This is a genomic window from Lysinibacillus sp. NPDC048646, assembly GCF_050272295.1.
Taxonomy (GTDB): domain Bacteria; phylum Bacillota; class Bacilli; order Bacillales_A; family Planococcaceae; genus Lysinibacillus.
Window position 1 is genome coordinate 198884 of sequence record NZ_JBNNLZ010000003.1, and the last position, 23128, is coordinate 222011.

Sequence of the window (23128 nt, forward strand, 5' to 3'; positions counted from 1 at the left end):
AAATTCTCCAATATCCTGTCCAGTAGAATCTAAATACGTTTCACGATCATGATTCCAACAGACACGACAGCATATAATCCTCCAGGGGCGGTTTTGAAGATTCGAAAAAGCGACCTGTTTCGTTCATGGAATGACTCGCGAAGAGGTACGCAAGCAATATGGGTTTCCTAAAGTGGTATTGGTTTGCCGAATATACATTATTCTATTTAAAAGAAAATACACAGGAAAACTATCGCATGGTTATTAAAAAACATAGCGCCCCTCCAATAGGTGACATAGCGCTGCGCGATCTAACACCAACGATATTGCAAACTTGGATCAACGATAAGCGTCGCGAAGGATATTCCGACAAATCTATGTCAATTTTCCGTTGCGTCATTAACAGTGCTTTACGACATGCCGTTTATCCGTGGGGTTTATTGAAGGAGAATCCTATGCAATATGTAACTATGCCAAAAAGCAAACGTAAAAAAGGATCTAAAGAAGACTTTAAAATTATAAAGCGCGATGATCTCGTTAGAATTATGGAATATTTAAAGTCTGATATGCCACTATATATGCCGTTTCATATCGGTTTACATACTGGATTACGTGTGAGCGAGGTTTGCGGCTTATTATGGCGAGATATTGATCTCGATGAAGGCACACTCTCGGTCGAGCGTGCAATGGTAAATTCTAAAGGGGAATGGGTACTAAGTTCAACAAAGACTGCATCCAGTGAGCGAACTATACCGCTCGGTCCAACAATCATTAAATTGCTGAAAGAGCATCGCCTTTGGATTAAGAAAAATAAATTATTTTATGGACCACACTATATAGATAGTGACCATGTTTGTGTAAAAGAAAGTGGTGAACCTATTACCCCTAGTAGCATGAAATATAACACTAACAAATTAAAAAAAGAACTCCAAATTCCATTCAACTTTCACTCGCTGCGTCATACACACGCAACAATGTTGATGGAAAATGGAGCTAAAATAAAAGACATCCAAGCTCGATTAGGTCATAGCCGATCTGCTATTACCATAGACACTTATTCGCATCTTACCGAAAAAATGCAAAAAGAATCAGTCGATATTTTCGAACGAGCATTGGATGACATCAAATAAAAACTTGCCGATCAGTTGTCGCTGGTCGGCAAGTTTTTTTAGTAGGAAAAATTCATTGCGTCGGCAAATTCAATATTGGTCTTTTTTGCCATACGCTCAAACCATTGATATATCAGTTACTTCGTATCATCCATCTTCAATACCGCCATGAAGGCTTCTTGAGGAACTTCGACCGAACCAACTTGTTTCATACGTTTCTTACCCGCTTTTTGTTTTTCAAGTAATTTACGTTTACGCGAAATGTCACCACCGTAACATTTTGCAAGTACATTTTTACCCATTGATTTAATTGTTGAACGTGCTACAATTTTTTGACCAATTGCTGCTTGAATTGGTACTTCGAATTGTTGACGTGGGATTAATTCTTTCAGTTTTTCTACGATCACTTTACCTCGCTCGTAAGCAAAGTCACGGTGAACGATGAAGCTAAGTGCATCGACTTGTTCACTATTAAGGAGGATATCCATTTTTACAAGTTTCGATGGTTTGTAACCAATTAACTCATAGTCAAACGATGCATAACCTTTTGTGTTCGATTTTAGGTAATCGAAGAAATCATAGACAATTTCTGATAATGGCATTTCATAAATGATGCAAACACGTGTAGTATCGATGTAATCCATCGTCATGAAATTACCGCGTTTGATTTGGCAAAGCTCCATAACAGCCCCAACATAATCATTTGGTACCATAATCGTCGCTTTGACATATGGTTCTTCTACGCGGTCAATTTTTTGTGGATCTGGCATCATTGACGGGTTATCGACCTTCACTGACGAGCCATCTGTCATATGCACATCGTAAATTACAGATGGTGCCGTTGTAATTAGGTCAATATTGAATTCACGCTCGATACGTTCCTGAATGATTTCCATATGTAAAAGTCCTAAGAATCCACAACGGAAACCGAAGCCAAGTGCTTGTGATGTTTCAGGCTCATATTGAAGCGCAGAGTCATTTAACTCTAATTTTTCTAATGCATCACGTAAGTCATTATATTTCGCTGTGTCTATAGGATATAAACCGCAATATACCATTGGATTTAAACGACGGTAACCAGCTAATGCTTCTGTTGCTGGGCGTTTCGCGAGTGTCACTGTATCCCCTACGCGAGTGTCGCCTACATTTTTAATTGACGCTGTTAAATAACCAACATCCCCAACCGTTAGTTCTGCTTGTGGTGTGATTTTCGGTGTATGAATACCGACTTCAATAACTTCGAATTCTGCACCAGTGGCCATCATGCGGATTTTATCGCCAGCTTTTACTGTACCATTCATGATACGGATAGAGATGATAACACCTTTATACGCATCATACACTGAGTCGAAAATAAGTGCTTGTAAAGGCGCATCTGGATCACCTGTAGGCGCTGGTACTTTTTCTACGATTTGTTCTAAAATGTCTTCAATACCTATACCTGCTTTAGCAGAAGCTAAAACCGCTTCAGAAGCATCTAGACCAATAACATCCTCGACCTCTTGACGTACACGCTCTGGGTCTGCCGCTGGTAAATCGATTTTATTGATGACTGGTAAAATTTCAAGGTCATTATCAAGCGCTAAGTAAACGTTCGCTAGTGTTTGCGCTTCGATACCTTGTGCTGCATCCACGACTAAAATAGCGCCTTCACAAGCCGCTAAACTACGCGATACTTCATATGTGAAATCGACGTGTCCAGGTGTATCGATTAAATGGAATGTATACACTTCTCCGTCTTTTGCTTCATATTTTAATTGTACTGCATTTAATTTAATGGTAATGCCTCGCTCACGCTCTAAATCCATTGAGTCGAGTAGCTGTGCTTTCATTTCACGGGAAGTCAGTGATTTCGTTTGCTCTAAAATACGGTCAGCAAGCGTAGATTTCCCGTGGTCAATATGTGCGATAATAGAGAAATTTCGAATATTCTCTTGTCTTTTTAAACGTGCTTCTCGGTTCATATCTTCCACTCCTAATTAAACTATAATGAATTATACTATGAACTTCATACAAACCACAACATTAGAACGGCATAAATGCTGTTAAATCAATAGTTACTGTTATTTATGGTTCTTATTTTCTACAAATCCGTGCATTTGAAAGTACCTAATGTGGACTGAATGGAGTTAAAGATAGTACGGTTCAAGACATTTAAAATACGGGGAACGTAGGTGTTCAGGCATGCGCAAAGACAAATTATAACAGTTTAAGGTCCATCTTCTAATCATAGTAGAAGATGGACTTTCTCTAAAATAAAAACCCGTGTAGACTTCTGCAAATCACATTTGCTACTTATGTGTATTATTAATAATTGTTTGCTTAATTAGGTCTGTTAAGGTTTCAATTCCTTTTGGTACCAAATGAACACCGTCAGCAGCAAAATATTCAGGATGGTCAATAGCTACAGAATGCCAATCAATCAACGTAATATTGTCATGTTCTTGTGCTATTTTAGATAATGCATTATTCACTTTACTTTCCCACGAACGTGGTACACGGGCATTTATTAAATAAAGATGAGCGTTTGAAAATGCGCCAAGTAGCGTATTTATTTGATCATTAGTAAAATAACCGTTTGTGCCTAGTTGAATGATAACTGCATTGTCCTGATTATTGAAATTACTGTAACTGGGTACCAATTTGACAGCTTGTGAAACTTGTCTCCCAATTTTCGCATCAATTGTAATGGTAGGGTATATTTTATGTAAGCTTGAAGCAATATCTATCATTACTGAATCTCCAATGGCTAATATACCTTTATAAGCTTCACTAGAAGGTTTTACACTTGGATTATTGTTGTCCTTTTGGGGCGTTTCATTATTCTGTACGACGCTATTTCCAGATCTTTCTCCATCATCCGGTGATTTCTCCTCCAGTGTAGTGCTTTCTAGATTGTTAGCTAAGTCTTTACTACTTGAAGTCTGTGGTTCTCCATCTATTTTTACGTGTGTAGGATAGGACTCCATTGAATCCTTCTTTTCTTCACCAACAACCCCTGTGATTCCTGTAAAGAACACGAGAAGAACTAGAGGTAAAAGCACCGTTGTTATTTTTCTACCAAATGAAACGCTTGTCCACTTTGTCAAATCGATTACAAGATATTGGCGATAATATGATCGGAAACCACGTTTACGAATTGGCGTTTCAATAAAACGATAGGATAGTTCCGCAATACTCAATATAACGACCATCTGCAAACCGACACGCCAGTATACCGGGTCCCCTATCTCATGAACAGGAGTACCCAACACCATAATAGGGTAATGCCAAAGATAAATCCCATAAGATCTTGACCCTATCCAGCAAAGGGGTTTCCAAGAAAGTAATTTCCCCAAAAAACTAACTGGATGACAAACACAAGCTATCAATATCGCTGCATTTATACAAACAAGAAACATGCCTCCTCTGTATAAAAAACCTTGATATTCATCTACAAAAATCACACAAAGTATGAAGGTACCTAAAGCGATAAAACTTGTTATATTAAGTTTATTGACATGCTCAATAGAAAGTTTTTTGGACGTAAGCCTTTTCATTGGCCAAACTAGAGCTAGCCAACAGCCAATAAGTAATTCAAATGAACGAGTATCTGTCCCATAATAAACGCGACTGGGATCCATTCCTGGCTGATACAGTATACTCATTAACATCGCTGAACATAATGCACTGATAAAGATGAATATCGATAATTTACTTTGCTTTTTAAATATAAATAACCCAACAGTCAATAAAACGGGCCAAATAATATAAAATTGTTCCTCAATGGCTAATGACCATAAATTTTTCAAAGGTGAGGGCGCTGCGAAACTATCAAAGTATGAGAGTTCATGATAAATGAACCACCAATTACTTGTATAAAAAATAGAAGAAACCGTATCTCCGCGCAAATTACTTAACAGTTCCTTGTTAAATAACATCACCCAAACAAAAGTAACAATAATCATTACATACGCAGCTGGAAGTAGGCGTCGAATCCTTGCAATCCAAAATTGGCCTAAACTTAACGTTATCCCAGTTCCTTTTACCGGTAAAATGGTAGAGGTAATTAAGTAACCCGATAGTACAAAAAAGATATCAACCCCTAGGAACCCTCCACCGGCCCAACTGAAGTTAAAATGGTAAGCAATAACCGATAGTACTGCGATAGCTCTAATCCCATCTAATCCAGGGATATGACGATGATTTAATGTCTTGCCTAACATAATATTCCTCCAATAATCTGTACAACCTCTTATTATATTTTAAGATGTTTATAATTCTTCTTATGATCCTTTACAACGTCCCCTTCACTTCGAAACGAATCACAAGTTTTCTATAAAAAAGACGCTTGAAATACCTTAAAAGTTTAGAAAAGATATTTTGAATGGGAAATGGTTCGGAAAACAAAAAAACTTTTTAGCTTCATCTCCATTAAATAACCTTTGGGATGAAGCTAAAAAGTATTTTGATGCTATAACAAGTGTCCGTATCAGAAATTGGTAAAAGGACCTGGGTAAATAAAGGGCTATTAAGTCGCATCGAATGGAAATTATTGCAAGCTCACGCTAGTTTGCGAAGATTAGCATGAATTTAATGATTTGCCGAAAACGATTCGAAAAACGTTATTTCTTTTCCGTTGCAAAAGCTTTTGCAATAGCTTTCCCTAAAACAGCAATTGTTCGATTGATTTCATCTTCATTATTGCCAATTCCCCCAACCTCTACAATCATCATTTGTTTTGCTAAATCTTGATTGTAACGTCCATCGACGCCATCGCCACTTTTAGATATAACGCCCTTAGAAATATTAGGAACAATCGAATTTAATGTTGTCGATAAACTTTCAGCATATGCAGTGTTCCATCGATAATTCGCATGCTCAGCTCCTACAACTAAGGCTATTTTCGCATAGTTTTCACCATTATACGCTAAAGTTGTTCGATCGTGTTTTAAAGAATCTCGATGTAAATCTAATATTAAATCATATTTATTTGTTTCTAAATTTTTACTCAAATGTGGTCTCATCACATTGTAAGCTTCATGATAACCTCTGCCTTCTAGTTTAATTTCTTTCATGACATCTACATCTAGAACCTCTGTTTGCAATCCATTTACGTTAAAATGATTGACAATCATATCTTGCAAACTAAAAATGTTGGTCGTTTCATGAGAAGTCGCTACTTTTCCGCTGACAGCTTGCACCATTGGCTCATATGCTTCATGTGTATGGGTAAATAACAATAAAACTTTAAAGGGATCTTTCGTCTGCTCTAGCACACTTTGTTCAGCTAAATTCGTAGCGGCAAACACGACTTGTTTATCCTCTGGTTGCTTTAACGGAGTCGATGCTTGCTTGTTGAACGGAAGTTGCCCAGCAATGACAGGTAATACGAAGAAGAACAATAATAGACCAGTTGACCATTGTAGTTTTTTTAGCAAAGTCACACCCTCCTCCCCTTATCGTATGGAGGGGATGTGTCTTTTAGAACGATGAAATTATAGTTCGCTTGCCCACTTCATTAGCATAGATGAAATGAGTGTTGCATACTTATCAATCCAATAATCAGCTTCTTTTGGTGTGACCATTAGCTGTGAATGAGAAGCCGCAAATGTTTCTTCAAACAACTGCTGACGCTCCTCCTTCGACCATGTAGCCCATTCCCCAAAAATTGGTGTTATCAGTGACATATCTAATTCTTTGTTGATATCTGGTTGCCAAGAAGATAGCGATAATTTGGACGAAGGTTTACCACGTTCTGCGACACGTGCCGCTATAGAGCGTAACATTTGCTCTACTGCATCTGCGATTAAAACGGGTGCATCCACCACAGTCGGGACACCAATTGCTGTTACAGGAACACCAAGCATTTCAAATGAAATTTCCTGGCGTTGATTTCCTACGCCAGAACCAGGGTGGATACCCGTATCTGTAAGCTGTACTGTTTTGCATAAACGACTACTTGCTCTCGTTGCGAGGGCATCTACTACGATAATTAACTTTGGTTTTAAACGTTCTGCCAATGCCGCGACGAATTCACCTGTTTCATAGCCTGTTTGTCCTGTTACCCCTGGCGCGTACATCACAAATTTGTCATCGATTTGCTCAAGACTATGCAAATGATCGATTAAGTAAGGTCCTATAGCATCAGGTGTAATTGTGCGATTTCCTAAACCTATGATTAAAATTTTGTCATCATCTTTCCAGGAAATCGACTCGTGTAATTTTTTAAAATTCGAAAGGAGTGCCTCCTCAAGCTGTTGAAAACCATCCTTATCTTCTAACGTAAGGGTTGGGACAGACAGTGTAATATACTGCCCTTCCTTTTTACCGATTTGTTTTTCGCCTTCAGGATTGACTTGCACATCCGTAATTTTCACTCGGCCAGCATTTCGATCTTCCACTTGAACACCACTCGACTGCTCTAGTGTTTCTTTCTGCTCCCTCGTTTGATGTAAAACAACCTCATCCGATTCATCAATTAAGTCTGTACGTTGCCAATTTAAATTTTGCATATAGTTCACCTCAATTGATAGTTTGTTCAAACTGTCAAGTAAATATTCTTTGCATTTATCTATTGCAATTTAGCCTAGTGTTTGTTAAAATGATTTTTGTTGTATTAACACAAGAAATCAATGAGAAGATATCATCTCGTACCTATTTTAGGAGGTGAAAGATATGCCAAACATTAAATCTGCGATTAAACGCGTAAAAGTTAACGCAAAAGCTAACGCTGCTAACTCTCAAGCTAAATCTGCAATGCGTACTACAGTGAAAAAAGCTGAAAGCGCTGTTGCTGTTAACGCTGAAAACGCACAAGAACTTTTACAAGCAGCTTACAAATCTTTAGATAAAGCAGCTTCAAAAGGACTTATCCACAAAAACGCGGCGGCTCGTAAAAAGTCTCGCCTAGCTAAAAAAGCGTAAATGTTTATAAAGGATCAGATTACTCTGTCAGGAGTAGCTGGTCTTTTTTCATTCTTCAACAAAAAAAGCTGCCCAAAACTTATTTTGGACAACTTTTTTAATTTCTTATAAAATACCACATCTAGACAAATCGTTTTAACAGTGGTATTTTTTGGATGATCCACACAATAATTGTTGATAGCACTAAAATAATGAATACTTGCAACGGAATTGCAATGACCGGCTTAAAAAAGAGCTCGTTGCCTTCAAAAAAGTAAGGACGTACTTTATCTAGAATCATTGCATGAACTAAGTACACACCAAAACTAGTTTGCCCAATTAGTTTGATAATTCCGCTTGTCTCATACGTACCACGTGCTACCTTTCGATTAACCCAATATTTCACAAAGACAAATAGTGCAATACTCATCACAATAACATTGGGACTGGCGTACGAAAAAGCATAGCTTGTAAATTGCCCCTGCTCCTCAGTTAAAACATTTGTACGTAATACCGTTTCAATTGCACCGACCATCCCTAAGACATATATTCCTATACGCCATTTCCTCGTTAACTCAAAAGCCGCCAAATAATAGCCGAGTAAAAAGAAACCAATGTATTCACTCAGCGGGAAAAACAGTGTAAATTCATTACTCACAATATAGGAATAATAGCGGAAGACTCCATAAAATAAAATCCATAGAACAATTACATAGCCAATCATTTGTCTAGATGCATGATTGATAAAAACATTAAACATCGGTGCTAGTAAATAAATACCGATAAGTGCATAAAAATACCATAGATGGTAATATATCTGATTATTGAAAAACATTATAAAAAATTCTTTCCATGAATAGCCAGGGCTCCACATATACGTTGCCCATGCATAATAGATAACTGACCAAGCAATAAACGGCAGTAATATTTTATTGGCACGTTTTTTGAAAAAGACGCCTAGTGATTCTTCCGTTCGCCCAAGTAAAAGTGCTCCACTAATCATTAAAAAAATTGGTACACACCACCGAGACAATGCGTTAAAAACTATGCCGAATTGCCAATCGACTTCATTGATCTTGCCATAAAGTACGACATAAGGTGTCGCAGCATGTAATAACAACACGCCTAAAATTGCTAGGGCTCGTAAGCTGTCCATATACTGAATTCGTTTTTGCATGTTCAAAACCCCCCACGACAGTATACAACCACTTATGTCTAACTAAAAAATAAATTTTTACAGTTGTCGTAGTAAAAACAGTTCTAAGTAACGCTCACGATTACCACCGGCGGTTTTTAGCTGTAGATCCACATCAGCTAACTGGTACAGAGCCTTTAATAAACTTTCCTCAGAAGGACGGTTACGCTGCTCGACCATCAGCTTAACGCGATAAGGATGGATTTTTAAATTTTTTGCAATTTGCTGCGGATGATAACCCTTTTTCAATAAATAAAAAACATTCGACATTGTGCGTACATTTGACGCAAGAAGACCTACAAGCATGATTGGTTCTTGCTTTTGGCGCAGTAAATCGTGGTAAATAGACAGCGCTGCAACTGGCTCATTCGCAAAATATGCATTCAACATTTTGAAGGCATCTTGCTCTAATGTTTTTGCCACTAAATCCTCCACTAAAGCAGTCGTAATTTCCCCACCCTCGCCTAAATATAATGCCAGTTTTTCAATTTCCATTTGTAACTGAAGCATATTTGGTCCAACCATCGTTACAAGCTGCTCGATGGCATTTTGTGTAATCGTATTTCCCTCTGCTTTCACAAGCCCTTGCATCCACACAGCTAAGTCTTGCTCTTTTGGTGTTTCCGCTTGTACTAAAAATGCATGTTCTTTCATCATTTTCGTTACTTTTTTACGTTCATCAAGCTTTTCATATGGTGCAATAAAAACCGTCACAGAAAAATCTGAAGGGTGTGCAAGCCATGCTTCTAACCGCTTCACATCGTGATCAATTTTTTCCTTGCCCTTTTCAGTCGCTTTTAAAAACGAAGCATTTTTGGCTATAATAAGTTTACGTTCTGAGAAAAAAGGAATGGTATCTGCTTCATCAATCACTACATCAACGGGCATTTCTTCTAAATCAAATGTACTCACTTCTATCTCTTCATCGGGGCCGATTGCTTCTTTTAAACGTTTTACAGTTTCATCTATAAAATAGCTTTCCTCCCCAATAAGCAAATAAACCGGCGAAAGCTCACCTTTTTTTATGTTGTTCCAAACGTTTGAAATCATTGTTTCCCCTCCATCTAGCAATACGAATAGTATACATGATTTACAGCCTTTTGTGACTTTGACTGAATTGTGTCGTTTCCTTGCAACCGGGTTAATTCACGTTTTCGATATAGCTTTTATGAAAATGTTGTCTTATAATAAATAACAGAATTGGAGGGATAACAATGAATCCATTTGAAGGTAAAAATATACAATGCAGACGTAACGATGCAATCGACTCAGGCATTGGTTTCGGCGTATCTTTTGCAGTCTTTGCTATTATGTTCATCATCGCAATAATAGTAGACTATGCTGCAATGTAAACCTACCTCTTACACAGGTGTAAAAGACCTTGTTCATTATTGGACAAGGTCTTTTTCTGTATGCATCGTCCAGTTATGATCCTGAATGCGGATTTCAATTGAGCCATCTACTGCGGTGGTCCTTGTCATTAATTGTCGTTTTATAAAACGCTCGACAACCATATCATGTGGATGTTTGTAGCGATTATTAAGCCCTGCACTAAAAATCGTCACTTCAGGCTGTAAGAGCTCAACAAAGGGCTCGCTACTTGACGTTTTACTGCCATGATGCCCTGCCTTTAAAAGCGTCATATTCGCTATCTGGTTGCCATAAAGCTTAATGAGCGATCTTTCCCCATCCTCCTCCAAATCACCTGTTAGCAGCGCTCTAAACGCCCCTTGCTGCATATATAACACAATCGAATCATTATTACCCTCATAATCCGTCTCACGGGGCCATAAATAGTGAAAGCTTGTCTCGCCCACTCGCCATGCTGTTCCTTGCATCTTTTCCTTAACCGACACCTTTTGTTGCTGTGCTTCTACTAACAAATCTTGCATCACAGGTTTATCGATTGAGCCTGGTGTTACATGAATTTCTAGCATGCGAATTTCCGCTAATACTTCTTCTGCTCCCTCCACATGGTCAGCGTCCGCATGTGTAACTAAGAAAATATCTATTGCTCGTATACCCTTGCCCTTTAAAAAAGGCACAACAACCTGTTTACCGACCTCGTATGGGTTATTAGACGTCTTCCATGCCTCCTGTTCAAAGCGAAGAAGTCCACCGGCATCAACAACATACACAGCTCGCCTAAAAGGCAATTCAATAACCGTGCAATCTCCCTGTCCTACATTTAAAAACGAAATTTTTGTGTCGTTATATAACATTGGCGCAACGTGAATACAAATAACTGGAACGACGAGCACAAAAACGAACTTACCATAATGCCTTTCCTCTAAAAAATATAAACCTGCTAAGACACTGACAAATGCCATACAAACAAGCCAAATTACAGGCTTACCTGGTGTCCAAAGCTGATACGGTAATGCTTGTAAATAAAGTATTGCCTCCGTCAGCCAAACACGTAATGGCTCATATACATAGAACATTAACTTTGTCACAGGTATAGATGTATACGTCATTACAAGCAGTACAATATTAGCGGGTAAAATGATAAATGAAAATAGTGGTACGAAGATTATATTAGCTAAAAATGAGGAAATGGAAACTTCATAAAAATGATGGAGCAATAGCGGATACACAAGAAGTTGGCAAACGAATGTTATCAAAAATGACTGCATCAACCAACCCTTTGATTGTTTAAAAATTGCTCTTGAATAGACAATGCTCAATGTTGCTAAATACGACAATTGAAAACCTACCTGAAAAATGACACCAGGTTCAAGTAGAACAAATCCAATAAAGCTAATGGCAAGTGCATCATCAATGGGTACATGCCACTTCACATAACGCATCAGCATGACAAATTCAACTACGGAAACTGCGCGCCATATCGAAGGGGCACCGCCAGCCAACATCCCGTAGATAGGTAAAATAATGAGTAAAACAACCCTAGCCATTTCTTTACGTACGCCTACGCGCAAAAGGCCTTCGTAAAACAACCATGACACAAGTGCCACGTGTAGACCTGAAATCGCAAATAAATGGGTAATGCCGAGTTTTTGATAAGCCCGCTGTAGTTCCTCGTCGACATAATCCTGCAAGCCTATGAGAAGCGCCTGGGCCTCTGCAACGAGTGACTGTGGAAACGTAGCCTCAATATGCTTTTTTAAGTGCAATCTTTGCTGCGCAAGAAGTGTTCGAATCGATTTCTCTGCGGATACATATTTCCAGCTCGTCACTTCGAATATGCCATTTGCACCTTTACTCACCAAATAATCTTGCATCGAGAAAGCGTATTTATGGGCGGGTGGCGTCGGCGCTACAAGCTCTCCATGTACAAGATACCTATAGCCTGAAATCGATGTATTTTCATAAAAATTTTTCTCGTGTTCTGAGGACATGGTATATACAACATATAATTTTTCACCAGTCTCTGTTTTTGCAAAGCCACGTAGTTTTTGACCATTAATTTTATATTCACTTGTCCATGTTAATTGAAAGGATGACGGTAAAGGGGAAGGCTCCGTCAATTGAACGATTGATAAGAAGAAAAATGAAAGAAGTCCAGCGCCCACAACGAGCGCTGCATGCACATGTGACTCTCCTTTAAAGATAAGCCACATTGCTAATAGGAGTAAAATGATTAGTAGCCATGTTGACTTGTGTGCTGCTAATGATGCTACAAGTACAGCCAGTGCTACATAAATCCATTTATGCTTTACAGTGTTTTGCCAAATAATGCACTCACCTTCTGTTCATAAGGGAGTAATTTTTCCGCTGGTAGGCCACTCTCACGTAACTCGTGCAGCATGTCTATGTACAAGGCTAATTTTTCATTGCTTAAGAAGTCAATTTTACGTTCATCAAATGGGACATGTAAGACTTCCACTCCAGCTTTTTTAAAAAGTTCCTGTGCATAAGGGTTATTTTTATAATCTGTTGCATAATACACGCGCTCAATACCAGCTTGGATTATTGATTTTGTACATGGCAGACAGGGAAAATGTGTAACGTAAAGGTCTGCACCCTTTGTCGGCGTACCGTACTTTGCACATTGTAGGAGTGCATTCATTTCTGCATGTATCGTACGGACACAATGATTATCAACGACATAGCAGCCTTCTTCGATACAATGTGCATCACCAGTAATCGAACCGTTATAACCCCCAGCAATAATACGTTTATCACGTACAACCGTTGCACCTACTGCTAGTCTTGTACAAGTGCTTCGTAAAGCGAGTAAATGGCTTTGTGCCATGAAAAATTGATCCCAAGTAATACGCTCCATATGACTACCTCCAAAAGTTTTTAGGCAACCGCGACTCACTGTCAACGATCGCTTTTCTACTATAGTGTAGCCCTTTTTGAAAAGAGACGTCAATATCACAAAATATTGAAGAGTTTACTTTACCGTAATTGAATCTTTTAGTTTTTCAAACGTCTTGTCGCCAATGCCCGTCACCTTTTTTAAATCCTCTATCGATTGAAAGCTACCGTTTTCCTGTCGATAGGCAATAATGCTTTGCGCCTTAGACGTTCCAATTCCTGATAAAGTTGTTAGTGTAGCCTCATCCGCCTTATTTAAATTAATCTTCCCGTCTTTCACGCCCTCACTGTCTTTAGACGTTTCAAAAGAAGGCAAAGCGATAAAACTAGAAGTTACTTGATCTAGTTGCTCACCCTTCGTAGGAATATAAATGATCATTTCATCTAACACTTTTTGTGCATGATTAATAAACTGCGTTTCTGCATCCTGTGTATAGCCACCGGCTAACTGCACTGCATCCATAATACGCTGCTCTGGCTTAAGCTCATAAACACCTGGATGTAAGACAGCACCTTTTACATCAACAATCACCTGTTGGGAGACCGCTTCTTGGACAGGCTCTATTGATGCAGTTTGTTCAGTAAGTTGGATTGTTTCGATGAGCTCTTCTTGGGGAGGTGAAGAGTCAGAACTCGAAAAATAGAAGTAACAAAGTCCACTGATAACAAGCATGCCGGGGAGCAACACACTTTTTCTATACTTTTGCCATAAAGATTGGATCATTAAAAACATCCTTTCTATGCAAAAGGCACATCATATGGAGCTTCTTTTATCATACAATATCCCCCTATAATTGAAAAGTATTCTATCAATTTATTATTGATCTTCGGTTATGATCTTTAGATTCGCACATAACCTTGCACAACTCTTGCCACATTTCTACGACTAAACAACTAACAATCACCATTTTAAATTTAAAAAACAGCCCGATAAAGTTTAGAACTTCAACCGGGCTGTAGCTATTATTTCACCGCACGTATAAAAATGCGTTCGCTTTCGTATTCAGGTGCTTCGTCTGTAAAATCAGCCGTTACCTCAACCTCTGTAAAACCAATCGTACGAAGCCATGTCATATATTGTTCAATCGGGAATGTACGTTGCACATGCTCCTCGTCGAAGCGCTCGTACAAGTCACTTGCCACATCACGCACATAAAACGTCATTTGATGGACAACAGAATGCTCAAAGTCACCAGGCTCAGTATGCCATACATAACTAATATCACCGTCATCATACGTAAAAGGACCATCTAAAAAGATATCATCCATTTTAAATAATGAATGGACATCAAAGAAGAGCTGCCCACCATCTCGTAAAGCCTCAAAAATATGTTTTAATGTTGCATATACGTCCTCTTCCTCAACAACATAATTGAGTGAATCAATAGCAATTGTGACAACATCAAGTTCCGCAAATCCGTCTAATTCATGCATTGACATGCAGTAAAGTGGTACATGCACGCCCACATCTGCAAAACGCTCCGCCGCAATAGCGAGCATCTCCTCAGATAAATCGACACCGCTTACCTTGTAGCCGGCATCTGCAAGCATTAGACCAAGTACACCTGTGCCACAGCCAATATCTAAAAGTTTCGGAAATTGTTTGTTCGATGCATGCCGCATCACCCATTCCACATAGTGACTATAAGGAATGTCAGTTTGCAGCTCATCATACACCTGAGCAAAACGCTCATAGCTACTCACTTACGCTTCAGGAATGTCTAGTTGAGGTGCATCGCCCCAAAGACGCTCTAAATTATAATAAGCACGCTCATCCTTGTGGAATACGTGTGCCACAACATCACCAAGGTCTACAAGAATCCAACGTGCGCCATCGAAGCCTTCCACCCGACGAATCTCATGGCCCTCTTTCACTGCCACATCTTGTAATTCACGTGCAATTGCTTGCACTTGGCGGTCTGAGTTACCATGAGCAATAATGAAGTAATCTGCTAATAGTGAAATACCTTGCATATTTAACACGACAATATCCTCACCATGTTTGTCGTCAATTGCTTTGTAAGCTGCCTGTAATAAAGTTGAAGTCATCCTTCACTGTCCTCTCTTTTCATCAAATCGTTATAACATTCTATTGATAGTGGATAAATCGCTTGCTTCGTATCGATTAAAAACGCCAATGTATGACGCACACAAGCACTCACGGCCTTATCCAAATTCTTTTGTGCCTTCTTGCGCAGACGTTCTACACCATCAAAATGGCGATTTGGTTCAATCATATCTGCAACAAAAAGTATTTTCTCTAAATGGCTCATGCCTACTCGCCCTGTCGTATGAAACCGAATGGCATTTAATACATCCTCATCAACAATGCCAAATTCATGTTCTGCAATATACGCACCAATGGGTCCATGTAGTAATTCACTACCCCATCCAATAAGACGTTGATCTAGTTTTTCGTCGTGAACAATTTTCTCCATCCAATCGATATCTGCATACTTCGCAATATCGTGAAGTATGGCCGCTGTTTCAGCTTTTCTTTCGTCCTCACCATACGCCTTCGCTAACTCCATCGCTGTTTCCATCACACCAATCGTATGAATATAGCGCTTTTCAGGCATACGTGGCTTAATCGCCGCTAAATACTGTTCACGTTCCATATAGACCTTCCTCTCGTATGAACGTCTCTACCGCTTCAGGCAGTAAAAATGTTACCGTTCCACCAGTAGCAAGGCGTTCACGAATCAAGGTTGACGATAAATCGATTTGTGGCACTTCCACCATTAATACAGGGTACTCTGTTCGTGCCTCCGTACTTGGACGTTTCACACCTACAAATTGCACAAGCTTTACTAATTCGTCGATACAGTACCACGTATGAAGCGAATCAATCATATCTCCACCAATGATAAAGTAAAACTGTACATCGGACTCTCTCGCACATAATGCAGCAAGTGTCTCATACGAATAGGATACGCCACCTTTGACTACCTCATACGACTCCACACGAAATTGCGGATATGGACGAATTGCACGCTTTACCATTTCAAGACGATGTGCATCACTTGCATCATGACAAGCCTGCTTATGCGGTGGTAATGCATTCGGCATAAAACGAATTTCATCTAATTCTAACGCATGAAGTACTTCATTTGCCATCATTAAATGTCCGATATGTGGTGGATTAAACGTCCCTCCGAGTAAACCGACTTTCTTCATTGTCTCACCTTATTTCGCTGCTTTTGGTAATACAATCTTTTTGTTATTGCGTGATTCTTTATATAAAACAACTGTTAGACCTATTAATTGTACAAGCTCCGCATGTGCCCCTTTCGCAAGAGATTGTGCCACATCATGCTTGTCTTCTTCACAGTTATCTAAAATACGTACCTTAATAAGCTCACGTACTTCTAATGCTTCTCGAATTTGCTTTGTCATTTCGTCATTAACGCCGCCTTTTCCTACTTGGAAAATTGGAGTTAAATGATGTGCTTCCGCACGTAAAAAACGCTTTTGTTTACCTGTTAACATAAAAATTATTGTCCTCCTAATCGCGCCTTCAATTGCGCAATCATTGAATTTGTATTTGGGTATTCGCCAAGCCAGTAATTGAAAGCAATCGCTCCTTGATGCACGAACATCCCAAGACCTGTAACGACGGTTGCCCCTTTTTCTTCAGCCACTTGTAAAAAAGGCGTCATTAATGGATTATACACAATATCCGCCACAATTGCGCCCTTTGCAAGTCGATCTAGTGAAAATGGCATTGAAAAATTGCCCGTAGCAAGCCCAGCTGACGTCATTTGCACTAAAATGCTGAAGTCAGCCAATGTTTTCTCTGCTTGTACCAACGAAATGGCACGACCTGTGCCCATTTCATCAACAATAGTCTGTGCATTCGCTACTGTACGATTTGCAATGGTTAAATTAGTATAACCTTGCTGATGCATCGCAAAAGCAATCCCACGTGCTGCCCCACCAGCTCCAATTAGAAGCACTGGCTTTTTTTTATGCGATTTGCCAACAGCTTCTTCAAGTGAGCGAACAAATCCATCTCCGTCTGTATTATACCCTTTTAATTTGCCTTCTTTTGTTCGTACAACTGTATTGACTGCACCCATTTTCTCGGCTAACTGGTCTAGCTCATCTAAATAAGGAATGATCGCAGTTTTATGTGGAATTGTGACGTTCCAGCCACTTGCACCTAATGTTTTAAAACCACTAACTGCCGCCTCTAAATTTTGTGATGTCACATGCACTGGTATATAAGTCGCATCGATAGCCATCTCTTCAAACCAGGCATTGTGCATTGCTGGTGATTTCGAATGCTCGATTGGATCACCAATAACTGCAAACCATTTCTTCATTGTCTAGTGCCTCTTCTCTTCCGATAATTAAATGAGTGACGGACGAATCGATACTTGTACACCTTTAGGCGCATGTGCTGCAACGACAACATTTGCATGCTGTATCGTAATCCAACCAAGACCAGAAAATACAACATCAGTTTTCGCTTCTTTTATCGAAAACTCGTGACGTACCAATTCTGGTAACTGGTCTATAAAATCTGCAGTTGGGGGTGCAAGTAACTCCCCTTTATGCTCAGCATATAATGCATCCGCCTTGTCGAGCTTCGTTCGGTGAATTGGCAAATCATTTGCCACATGTACCGTAAATGCTGAACGATCCCCTTGGATAAAGTCAAAGCGAGCAAGCGCCCCAATAAATAAAGTTTGGCCCGCATTTTGCTGATATACTTTTGGCTTTATTTCTTTTTTAGGCATAATATATTTCAATTCACTTGCGTCAATATGGTGTGCCATCTGATGGTGATTAATAATTCCCGGTGTATCATATAATGCACTACCATCATCAAGTGGAATTTCAATCATATCTAATGTCGTGCCCGGGAAATGAGATGTTGTAATTACTTCTCCTTCACCAGTTGCTTGTTTAATAATGCGATTAATGAAAGTCGATTTCCCAACATTTGTACAACCTACAACATAAACATTTTGTCCATTCCGGTATTCGTCGATAGCCTCCATTGCTTCAGCCATCCCTTTGCCCTTATGTGCACTGACTAAAAGTACATCAATTGGCTGTAAACCGAGTGCCTTTGCTTCACGTTTTAACCAATTAATCACTTTTTTAGGCTTCACAGACTTAGGCAATAAATCGGCTTTATTTGCTACTAACAACACTGGATTCTTGCCAACGAAGCGGTGAAGCCCTGGCAGCCAGCTCCCATTGAAGTCAAAAATATCAACAATTTTTACGATTAAGCCTTGCTGTGTTCCTAGACCATTTAAAATACGTAAAAAGTCGTCATCTGTTAATGACACTGGTTGAATTTCATTGTAATTTTTCAAACGGAAGCAACGTTGGCATATGACCACGTCTTTTTCTAATGATGATGGGGGTGCATACCCAACTGCTGTTTTCTCTTCTGTTTGAATTGTCGTACCACAGCCAATACAATTTGGCATTTCGTTCATTCTTTTTCCTCCCAAGTAAGTATTCCTTTTCGTTTTAAATCATTGAACACTCGGCGCTCAATGAAACGATTAAATTTTGTAACGAGCCCATCAGATTGTGCAACTGGCTTTACTAAAACCGTATGCAAACCTAACCGATTGGCCCCCATTACGTCTGTTAATAGCTGATCTCCAACCATTACTACTTCATTGGGACGTAACCCAAGTTGAATAATGGCACTATAAAAGGCATTACGGAATGGCTTTTTCGCTTTATGAATATACGGAATCCCAAGTGGTTCAGCAAAATGCTTAACACGTGCCTCGTTGTTATTCGACGCGATGATCACGCGGATGCCTGACTCTTTCATAATACGTAGCCAAATAATGAGCTCTTCCGTTGCATCTGCACGGTCCCATTCCACAAGCGTATTATCTAAATCCGTAATAATACCTTTAATGCCTAATTCTTGTAGCTTTTCTGGCGTAACTTCAAAAATACTCGTCACAAATTCATCTGGTAATAAAAAATTATACAAAATAGCGACCCCTAATCTAAATGTATTATTCGAACATTATAGCATATTTGCGAAGGCTTCACCCATTCGAATTGGGCTTCCCTGAACTACATTATCAGTAAATGCAATTGCATCTTTTTCAAATAACATAACCACTGTTGAACCAAATGAAAAATAGCCGACTTCCTCGCCCTTACGCCAATGCGCTGTCGTATTAGTCAGCACGATCGAGTTTACAAAGGTAGCACCTACTTTAATGAATGCGACTTGCTGGTCATTCGCCATCTTCAACTCCGTTACAAGGCGATAATTATGCGAAATCGGTTTTTTACCATACGTGAGACCGAGTTGATTGACAGGGTAAGATGTTTGACCTAGTGTGTATTGTCGTAGTACATGGCCATCAATCGGGCTATGTATACGATGATAATCAGCTGGACTTAAGTAAAATACGATGTAATGTCCGTCTGTATATTGTGCTGCACGCTCTACATTTCCCAGTAAATCCTGTAAAGAATAGGGCTTACCTTTCACAAGAAAAGTCATATCCCATTCGATACGGCCAAACGATTCCACTTTCGCATCAACTGGACTTGCATAGACTGCGGGACTTTGTACGATTGGTCGTGCTTCTTCTAAAAGCTCCCTCGTAAAAAAGTCATGCAAACTTGAAAATTGTTGTGGTTTTTTTGAAACTTCTTCAAGGTTAATATCGTATAATTTCATATAGCTTGGAATAATACGTCTACTCCACTTTGCTTTTGCAATAGTTTGCAAAATATGGGAGGACTGTTTGCCGTTTGTTAATTCTATCAAGCGTTGATACAGTTTTTCTTTCATAAAGCAAAACTCCTATCGATTAAATTAGACTGTCAATTTTTTCGCATCCGAAGTATAATGGTACAATATCTTAAGTGCAAAGGAGTGATCCCCCTTGTTTTTTTATCACAAGTTGGTGGATACCACGGTTAAGAAAATGAAATCGCACGCAGCAAACTTCATTACAATTAGTAATATGTCCTTTGGTGGCGCGGCCATAATGGCCACTTTACATGAATATTATAGCTATAGTGTCCTGTTTATCTTTATTGCAGCCCTTCTTGATCGTTACGATGGAAAAGTAGCGCGCGCGCTCGGACAAGAATCTGAGTTAGGTAAGCAATTAGATTCTATGAGTGATATTATATCATTTGGTGTAGCACCTGCATTATTAATGTATGAAGTTGTCCTTGTCGACTTTGGTTTTGTCGGTATGATGATGACCGTTCTTTACATCGTCTGCGGTGCGATGCGATTAGCTCGCTTCAATATTAGTGAAGCTAATGGCTTTTTCACAGGGTTACCGATTACAGCTGCAGGTACGTTATTAACATTAACGTATTTTGCATCATATACGTTCCACCCTGCGTTTTATCTTTTCCTTTTTCCAATACTAGCGTTATTAATGATTAGTACATTCACGTTAAAAAAAGTGTAACAGCAAACTTGCTGTTGCACTTTTTTCATTGAACGCCGTTTCTTAACATATACTGTCGAAAAATGGGGAAAGGATGAAATCATTCAATGAGCGGAATTTTTACTTCTATGCTTCAATTATGGTTTGAAATTCCAGCATTATTAGGCTACTTAAAGGGGCAAACATTCCATAAGCCCTTTTCAAAGGAAGAGGAAGCTGCTTGTATTGAACGATTTTTAGGTGGTGATGAGCAAGCACGTCTAGATTTAATCGAACGCAATATGAGGCTCGTCGCACATGTCGTAAAGAAATTCCATCCAAAGCATGAGCAGCTTGATGACTATATTTCCATCGGTACGATTGGTCTTATGAAGGCCGTTGAAAGCTATACCCCTGACAAAAAAACACGGTTAGCTACGTACGCAGCACGCTGTATCGAAAATGAAATTTTAATGCACTTGCGTACCCAAAAGAAAGTTCAAAAGGATGTATCCTTATTTGAACCAATTGGTACAGACAAAGATGGCAATGCTTTGCAGATTCGTGACCTCCTGCAATGTGATGAAGAGAGTGCAACAGAAAAGCTCGAACATAAGGAACACGTTGCACAGCTGTATCGCTATTTACACATGCTTGATGAACGAGAGCTTGAAATTGTGACACTTCGTTATGGCTTAAATCATCAAGATGCACTCACGCAAAAAGAAATTGCTGCCCGCTTGAACATTTCTCGTAGCTATGTATCTCGTATTGAAAAGCGAGCCCTCATTAAACTCTATCAATTTTACAAACGGGATCAAAAGTCTATTGAATAGTTTATTGTAAATTGTTATGCACAAAAATTCAACAGATCGAATATATCTCAACGTAATTCTCCGGTACTACTTGTGCGCTTTCGGACAAAAAACCACCCGCTGCTAAACATTTAATAATGTGGTGGAATTTTGTATTGTTTTTAAACGGTATCACACAAGTCCGATATTTCTAATTACATGGATAGATGTGGCCTGCTCTCGAAAAGAACGTCTGCAGTTCTCAGTGTGAGGTTCATGTGTGGCATGAAAGAAAAAGCTCCTTTGTGGCTCTAGCAGCCTCAAAGGAGCTTTCTATACAATATTAGTGAGTGGATTCAGAAAGTTCACCTGAAATAAGTGAACCAATTAACGTCGTAAGAATGACTACACCTACTGTCAAAAATAACATCATTCATGCCTCCCATCCGAATGTAAAGAGAAATTTATCCCATGTTAATGGGTGCTCAGACGCCCACTTCAAATGAAGAGTAATAGAGACATTTAAGAGGGCAAATAGGAACACGTTTCATGAACACATACTCAGTTCACTACATTCTGTAGCAACGTTGCGAGACCCGTGCTTGAGACTAACTAAAATCGTTGGATAGACTAAGGACAGGATATTCTGTATTATCGCTTGCTTAGCATGTCCTGTACATCGAAAGTTTCATCGATTAAAGTTTTATATTAATGACAGTGTAGCATTTGTATGCACAGAAAACTGTGATTTTTCTCACTCACCAGCCACTCATTTTGACCATTTTGTGTAGATTATAGCGAGGAAATCGCTTTTAACACCACTTGTGTCGAATGCTTTGCTGCTATTGGTAAGAATTCATCAAAGCTGATGTTTGATTCTTTTCCTGCAATATCAGATAGTGCACGAATCACAACAAAAGGCGTTCCAAATTGATAACATACTTGAGCAACAGCTGCCGCTTCCATTTCGACTGCTTTCATTTGTGGGAAATGATGACGTACCGCTTCCACACGAACTGGGTCATTCATAAAGGCATCACCCGAACAGATTAAACCAATATCATATTGGTGTTCGCCCACTGCCTTGACAGCTTCTTCAGCGACTTTCATAAGCTTGGCATCTGACTTGTATGCAGCAGGCATGCCAGCCATCTGACCAATCTCATAACCGAAAATCGTCACATCTACGTCATGATGGCGCACTTCATCTGAAATCACAACTGCACCTACTTCTAATGCCTCGTCATAGCCTCCAGCCGAACCTGTATTTATTACTACATCTGGTTTAAATTCATGCAATAAAATTGTTGTTGACATCGCTGCATTGACTTTACCAATTCCGCTCTTTAATAAAATAACTTCATTGCCCTCATATGTTCCAGTTGTATATTCACTACCTGCAATTGTTGTGCTATTTGCATTTTTTAAAGATGCACGTAATAGTTCTACTTCTTCTTCCATTGCACCGATTACTGCGATTTTCATGTGTACGTT

The 23128-nt window shown here is 39.2% G+C and carries 24 protein-coding genes; 5 read left to right on the top strand and 19 right to left on the bottom strand.

The genetic code is table 11. The features are described from left to right. Window positions 1-158 precede the first annotated feature (158 nt). Window positions 159-1109, top strand: a complete 951-nt coding sequence (locus ACQKII_RS05550) for a tyrosine-type recombinase/integrase (RefSeq protein ID WP_427457119.1) — start codon at window positions 159-161, stop codon at window positions 1107-1109. Window positions 1110-1225: 116 nt separating this feature from the next. Here the strand turns inward: ACQKII_RS05550 and lepA are convergent, their stop codons facing one another. The 4 genes from lepA to gpr all read right to left on the bottom strand — a co-directional run bounded on the left by lepA (window position 1226) and on the right by gpr (window position 7582). After that, the gene (gene lepA, locus ACQKII_RS05555; protein WP_427457121.1) at window positions 1226-3052 is read right to left on the bottom strand and encodes a translation elongation factor 4; all 1827 of its coding nucleotides are present in this window, start codon (window positions 3050-3052) and stop codon (window positions 1226-1228) included. A 327-nt stretch (window positions 3053-3379) separates the two neighbouring features. Beyond that, window positions 3380-5293, bottom strand: coding sequence for an acyltransferase family protein (locus ACQKII_RS05560; RefSeq protein WP_427457123.1), 1914 nt, complete (start codon window positions 5291-5293; stop codon window positions 3380-3382). A gap of 399 nt (window positions 5294-5692) precedes the next feature. Then, window positions 5693-6514 carry a stage II sporulation protein P gene (gene spoIIP / locus ACQKII_RS05565; RefSeq protein ID WP_427457125.1) on the bottom strand — a complete coding sequence of 274 codons (822 nt, stop codon included), beginning with the start codon at window positions 6512-6514 and terminating at the stop codon, window positions 5693-5695. Between the two features lie 51 nt (window positions 6515-6565). Next, window positions 6566-7582: a GPR endopeptidase gene (gpr, locus tag ACQKII_RS05570; protein ID WP_427457127.1), complete on the bottom strand. Its 1017-nt coding sequence runs from the start codon at window positions 7580-7582 to the stop codon at window positions 6566-6568. Window positions 7583-7745: 163 nt separating this feature from the next. On the opposite strand from gpr, the gene rpsT reads away from it, so the two are divergent. Then, a complete protein-coding gene (rpsT, locus tag ACQKII_RS05575) occupies window positions 7746-7994 on the top strand; it encodes a 30S ribosomal protein S20 (RefSeq protein ID WP_427457129.1) in 249 nt (82 codons plus the stop codon). A gap of 121 nt (window positions 7995-8115) precedes the next feature. On the opposite strand, the gene ACQKII_RS05580 is transcribed toward rpsT, so the two are convergent. Both ACQKII_RS05580 and holA read right to left on the bottom strand, forming a co-directional pair. Next, a complete protein-coding gene (locus tag ACQKII_RS05580; protein WP_427457131.1) occupies window positions 8116-9150 on the bottom strand; it encodes an acyltransferase in 1035 nt (344 codons plus the stop codon). Window positions 9151-9207: 57 nt separating this feature from the next. Then, complete coding sequence (gene holA, locus ACQKII_RS05585) at window positions 9208-10218, bottom strand: DNA polymerase III subunit delta (protein WP_427457133.1); 1011 nt, start codon at window positions 10216-10218, stop codon at window positions 9208-9210. Window positions 10219-10382: 164 nt separating this feature from the next. On the opposite strand from holA, the gene ACQKII_RS05590 reads away from it, so the two are divergent. After that, window positions 10383-10520: a YqzM family protein gene (locus ACQKII_RS05590; protein WP_427457135.1), complete on the top strand. Its 138-nt coding sequence runs from the start codon at window positions 10383-10385 to the stop codon at window positions 10518-10520. A gap of 36 nt (window positions 10521-10556) precedes the next feature. On the opposite strand, the gene ACQKII_RS05595 is transcribed toward ACQKII_RS05590, so the two are convergent. The 12 genes from ACQKII_RS05595 to ACQKII_RS05650 form a co-directional block, all read right to left on the bottom strand. After that, window positions 10557-12719, bottom strand: coding sequence for a DNA internalization-related competence protein ComEC/Rec2 (locus tag ACQKII_RS05595; protein ID WP_427457137.1), 2163 nt, complete (start codon window positions 12717-12719; stop codon window positions 10557-10559). Between the two features lie 125 nt (window positions 12720-12844). Continuing rightward, a complete protein-coding gene (locus ACQKII_RS05600; protein ID WP_427457139.1) occupies window positions 12845-13414 on the bottom strand; it encodes a ComE operon protein 2 in 570 nt (189 codons plus the stop codon). A 114-nt stretch (window positions 13415-13528) separates the two neighbouring features. Further along, window positions 13529-14176 (bottom strand): helix-hairpin-helix domain-containing protein, encoded by a 648-nt coding sequence (locus tag ACQKII_RS05605; protein WP_427457141.1) that lies wholly within the window; start codon window positions 14174-14176, stop codon window positions 13529-13531. Window positions 14177-14415: 239 nt separating this feature from the next. Continuing rightward, window positions 14416-15156 (bottom strand): class I SAM-dependent DNA methyltransferase, encoded by a 741-nt coding sequence (locus ACQKII_RS05610; protein WP_427457142.1) that lies wholly within the window; start codon window positions 15154-15156, stop codon window positions 14416-14418. After that, window positions 15157-15501 carry a ribosome silencing factor gene (gene rsfS, locus ACQKII_RS05615; protein WP_143995515.1) on the bottom strand — a complete coding sequence of 115 codons (345 nt, stop codon included), beginning with the start codon at window positions 15499-15501 and terminating at the stop codon, window positions 15157-15159. Next, window positions 15498-16070 carry a bis(5'-nucleosyl)-tetraphosphatase (symmetrical) YqeK gene (gene yqeK / locus ACQKII_RS05620; RefSeq protein WP_427457144.1) on the bottom strand — a complete coding sequence of 191 codons (573 nt, stop codon included), beginning with the start codon at window positions 16068-16070 and terminating at the stop codon, window positions 15498-15500. Before yqeK ends, rsfS begins: the two co-directional genes overlap by 4 nt. Further along, a complete protein-coding gene (locus ACQKII_RS05625) occupies window positions 16060-16629 on the bottom strand; it encodes a nicotinate-nucleotide adenylyltransferase (RefSeq protein WP_427457146.1) in 570 nt (189 codons plus the stop codon). Before ACQKII_RS05625 ends, yqeK begins: the two co-directional genes overlap by 11 nt. 9 nt (window positions 16630-16638) lie before the next feature. Beyond that, complete coding sequence (gene yhbY, locus ACQKII_RS05630; RefSeq protein WP_143995518.1) at window positions 16639-16941, bottom strand: ribosome assembly RNA-binding protein YhbY; 303 nt, start codon at window positions 16939-16941, stop codon at window positions 16639-16641. Between the two features lie 5 nt (window positions 16942-16946). Continuing rightward, a complete protein-coding gene (aroE, locus tag ACQKII_RS05635) occupies window positions 16947-17777 on the bottom strand; it encodes a shikimate dehydrogenase (RefSeq protein WP_427457148.1) in 831 nt (276 codons plus the stop codon). 27 nt (window positions 17778-17804) lie between these two features. Then, window positions 17805-18908: a ribosome biogenesis GTPase YqeH gene (gene yqeH / locus ACQKII_RS05640; protein ID WP_427457150.1), complete on the bottom strand. Its 1104-nt coding sequence runs from the start codon at window positions 18906-18908 to the stop codon at window positions 17805-17807. Beyond that, entirely contained in the window at window positions 18905-19426 is a 522-nt protein-coding gene (locus tag ACQKII_RS05645; RefSeq protein ID WP_427457152.1) for a YqeG family HAD IIIA-type phosphatase, read from the bottom strand. Before ACQKII_RS05645 ends, yqeH begins: the two co-directional genes overlap by 4 nt. A gap of 36 nt (window positions 19427-19462) precedes the next feature. Continuing rightward, on the bottom strand, window positions 19463-20245 hold the full coding sequence (locus ACQKII_RS05650) for a phosphatidylserine decarboxylase (RefSeq protein ID WP_427457154.1): 783 nt from the start codon (window positions 20243-20245) through the stop codon (window positions 19463-19465). A gap of 136 nt (window positions 20246-20381) precedes the next feature. Between ACQKII_RS05650 and pssA the strand changes: the two genes are divergently transcribed. Both pssA and sigK read left to right on the top strand, forming a co-directional pair. Beyond that, window positions 20382-20882 carry a CDP-diacylglycerol--serine O-phosphatidyltransferase gene (pssA, locus tag ACQKII_RS05655; protein WP_427457465.1) on the top strand — a complete coding sequence of 167 codons (501 nt, stop codon included), beginning with the start codon at window positions 20382-20384 and terminating at the stop codon, window positions 20880-20882. An 86-nt stretch (window positions 20883-20968) separates the two neighbouring features. Further along, complete coding sequence (gene sigK, locus ACQKII_RS05660; RefSeq protein WP_427457156.1) at window positions 20969-21676, top strand: RNA polymerase sporulation sigma factor SigK; 708 nt, start codon at window positions 20969-20971, stop codon at window positions 21674-21676. A 750-nt stretch (window positions 21677-22426) separates the two neighbouring features. Here sigK and mtnN read toward each other — a convergent pair. Next, entirely contained in the window at window positions 22427-23119 is a 693-nt protein-coding gene (gene mtnN, locus ACQKII_RS05665; RefSeq protein WP_427457158.1) for a 5'-methylthioadenosine/S-adenosylhomocysteine nucleosidase, read from the bottom strand. Window positions 23120-23128 lie beyond the last annotated feature (9 nt).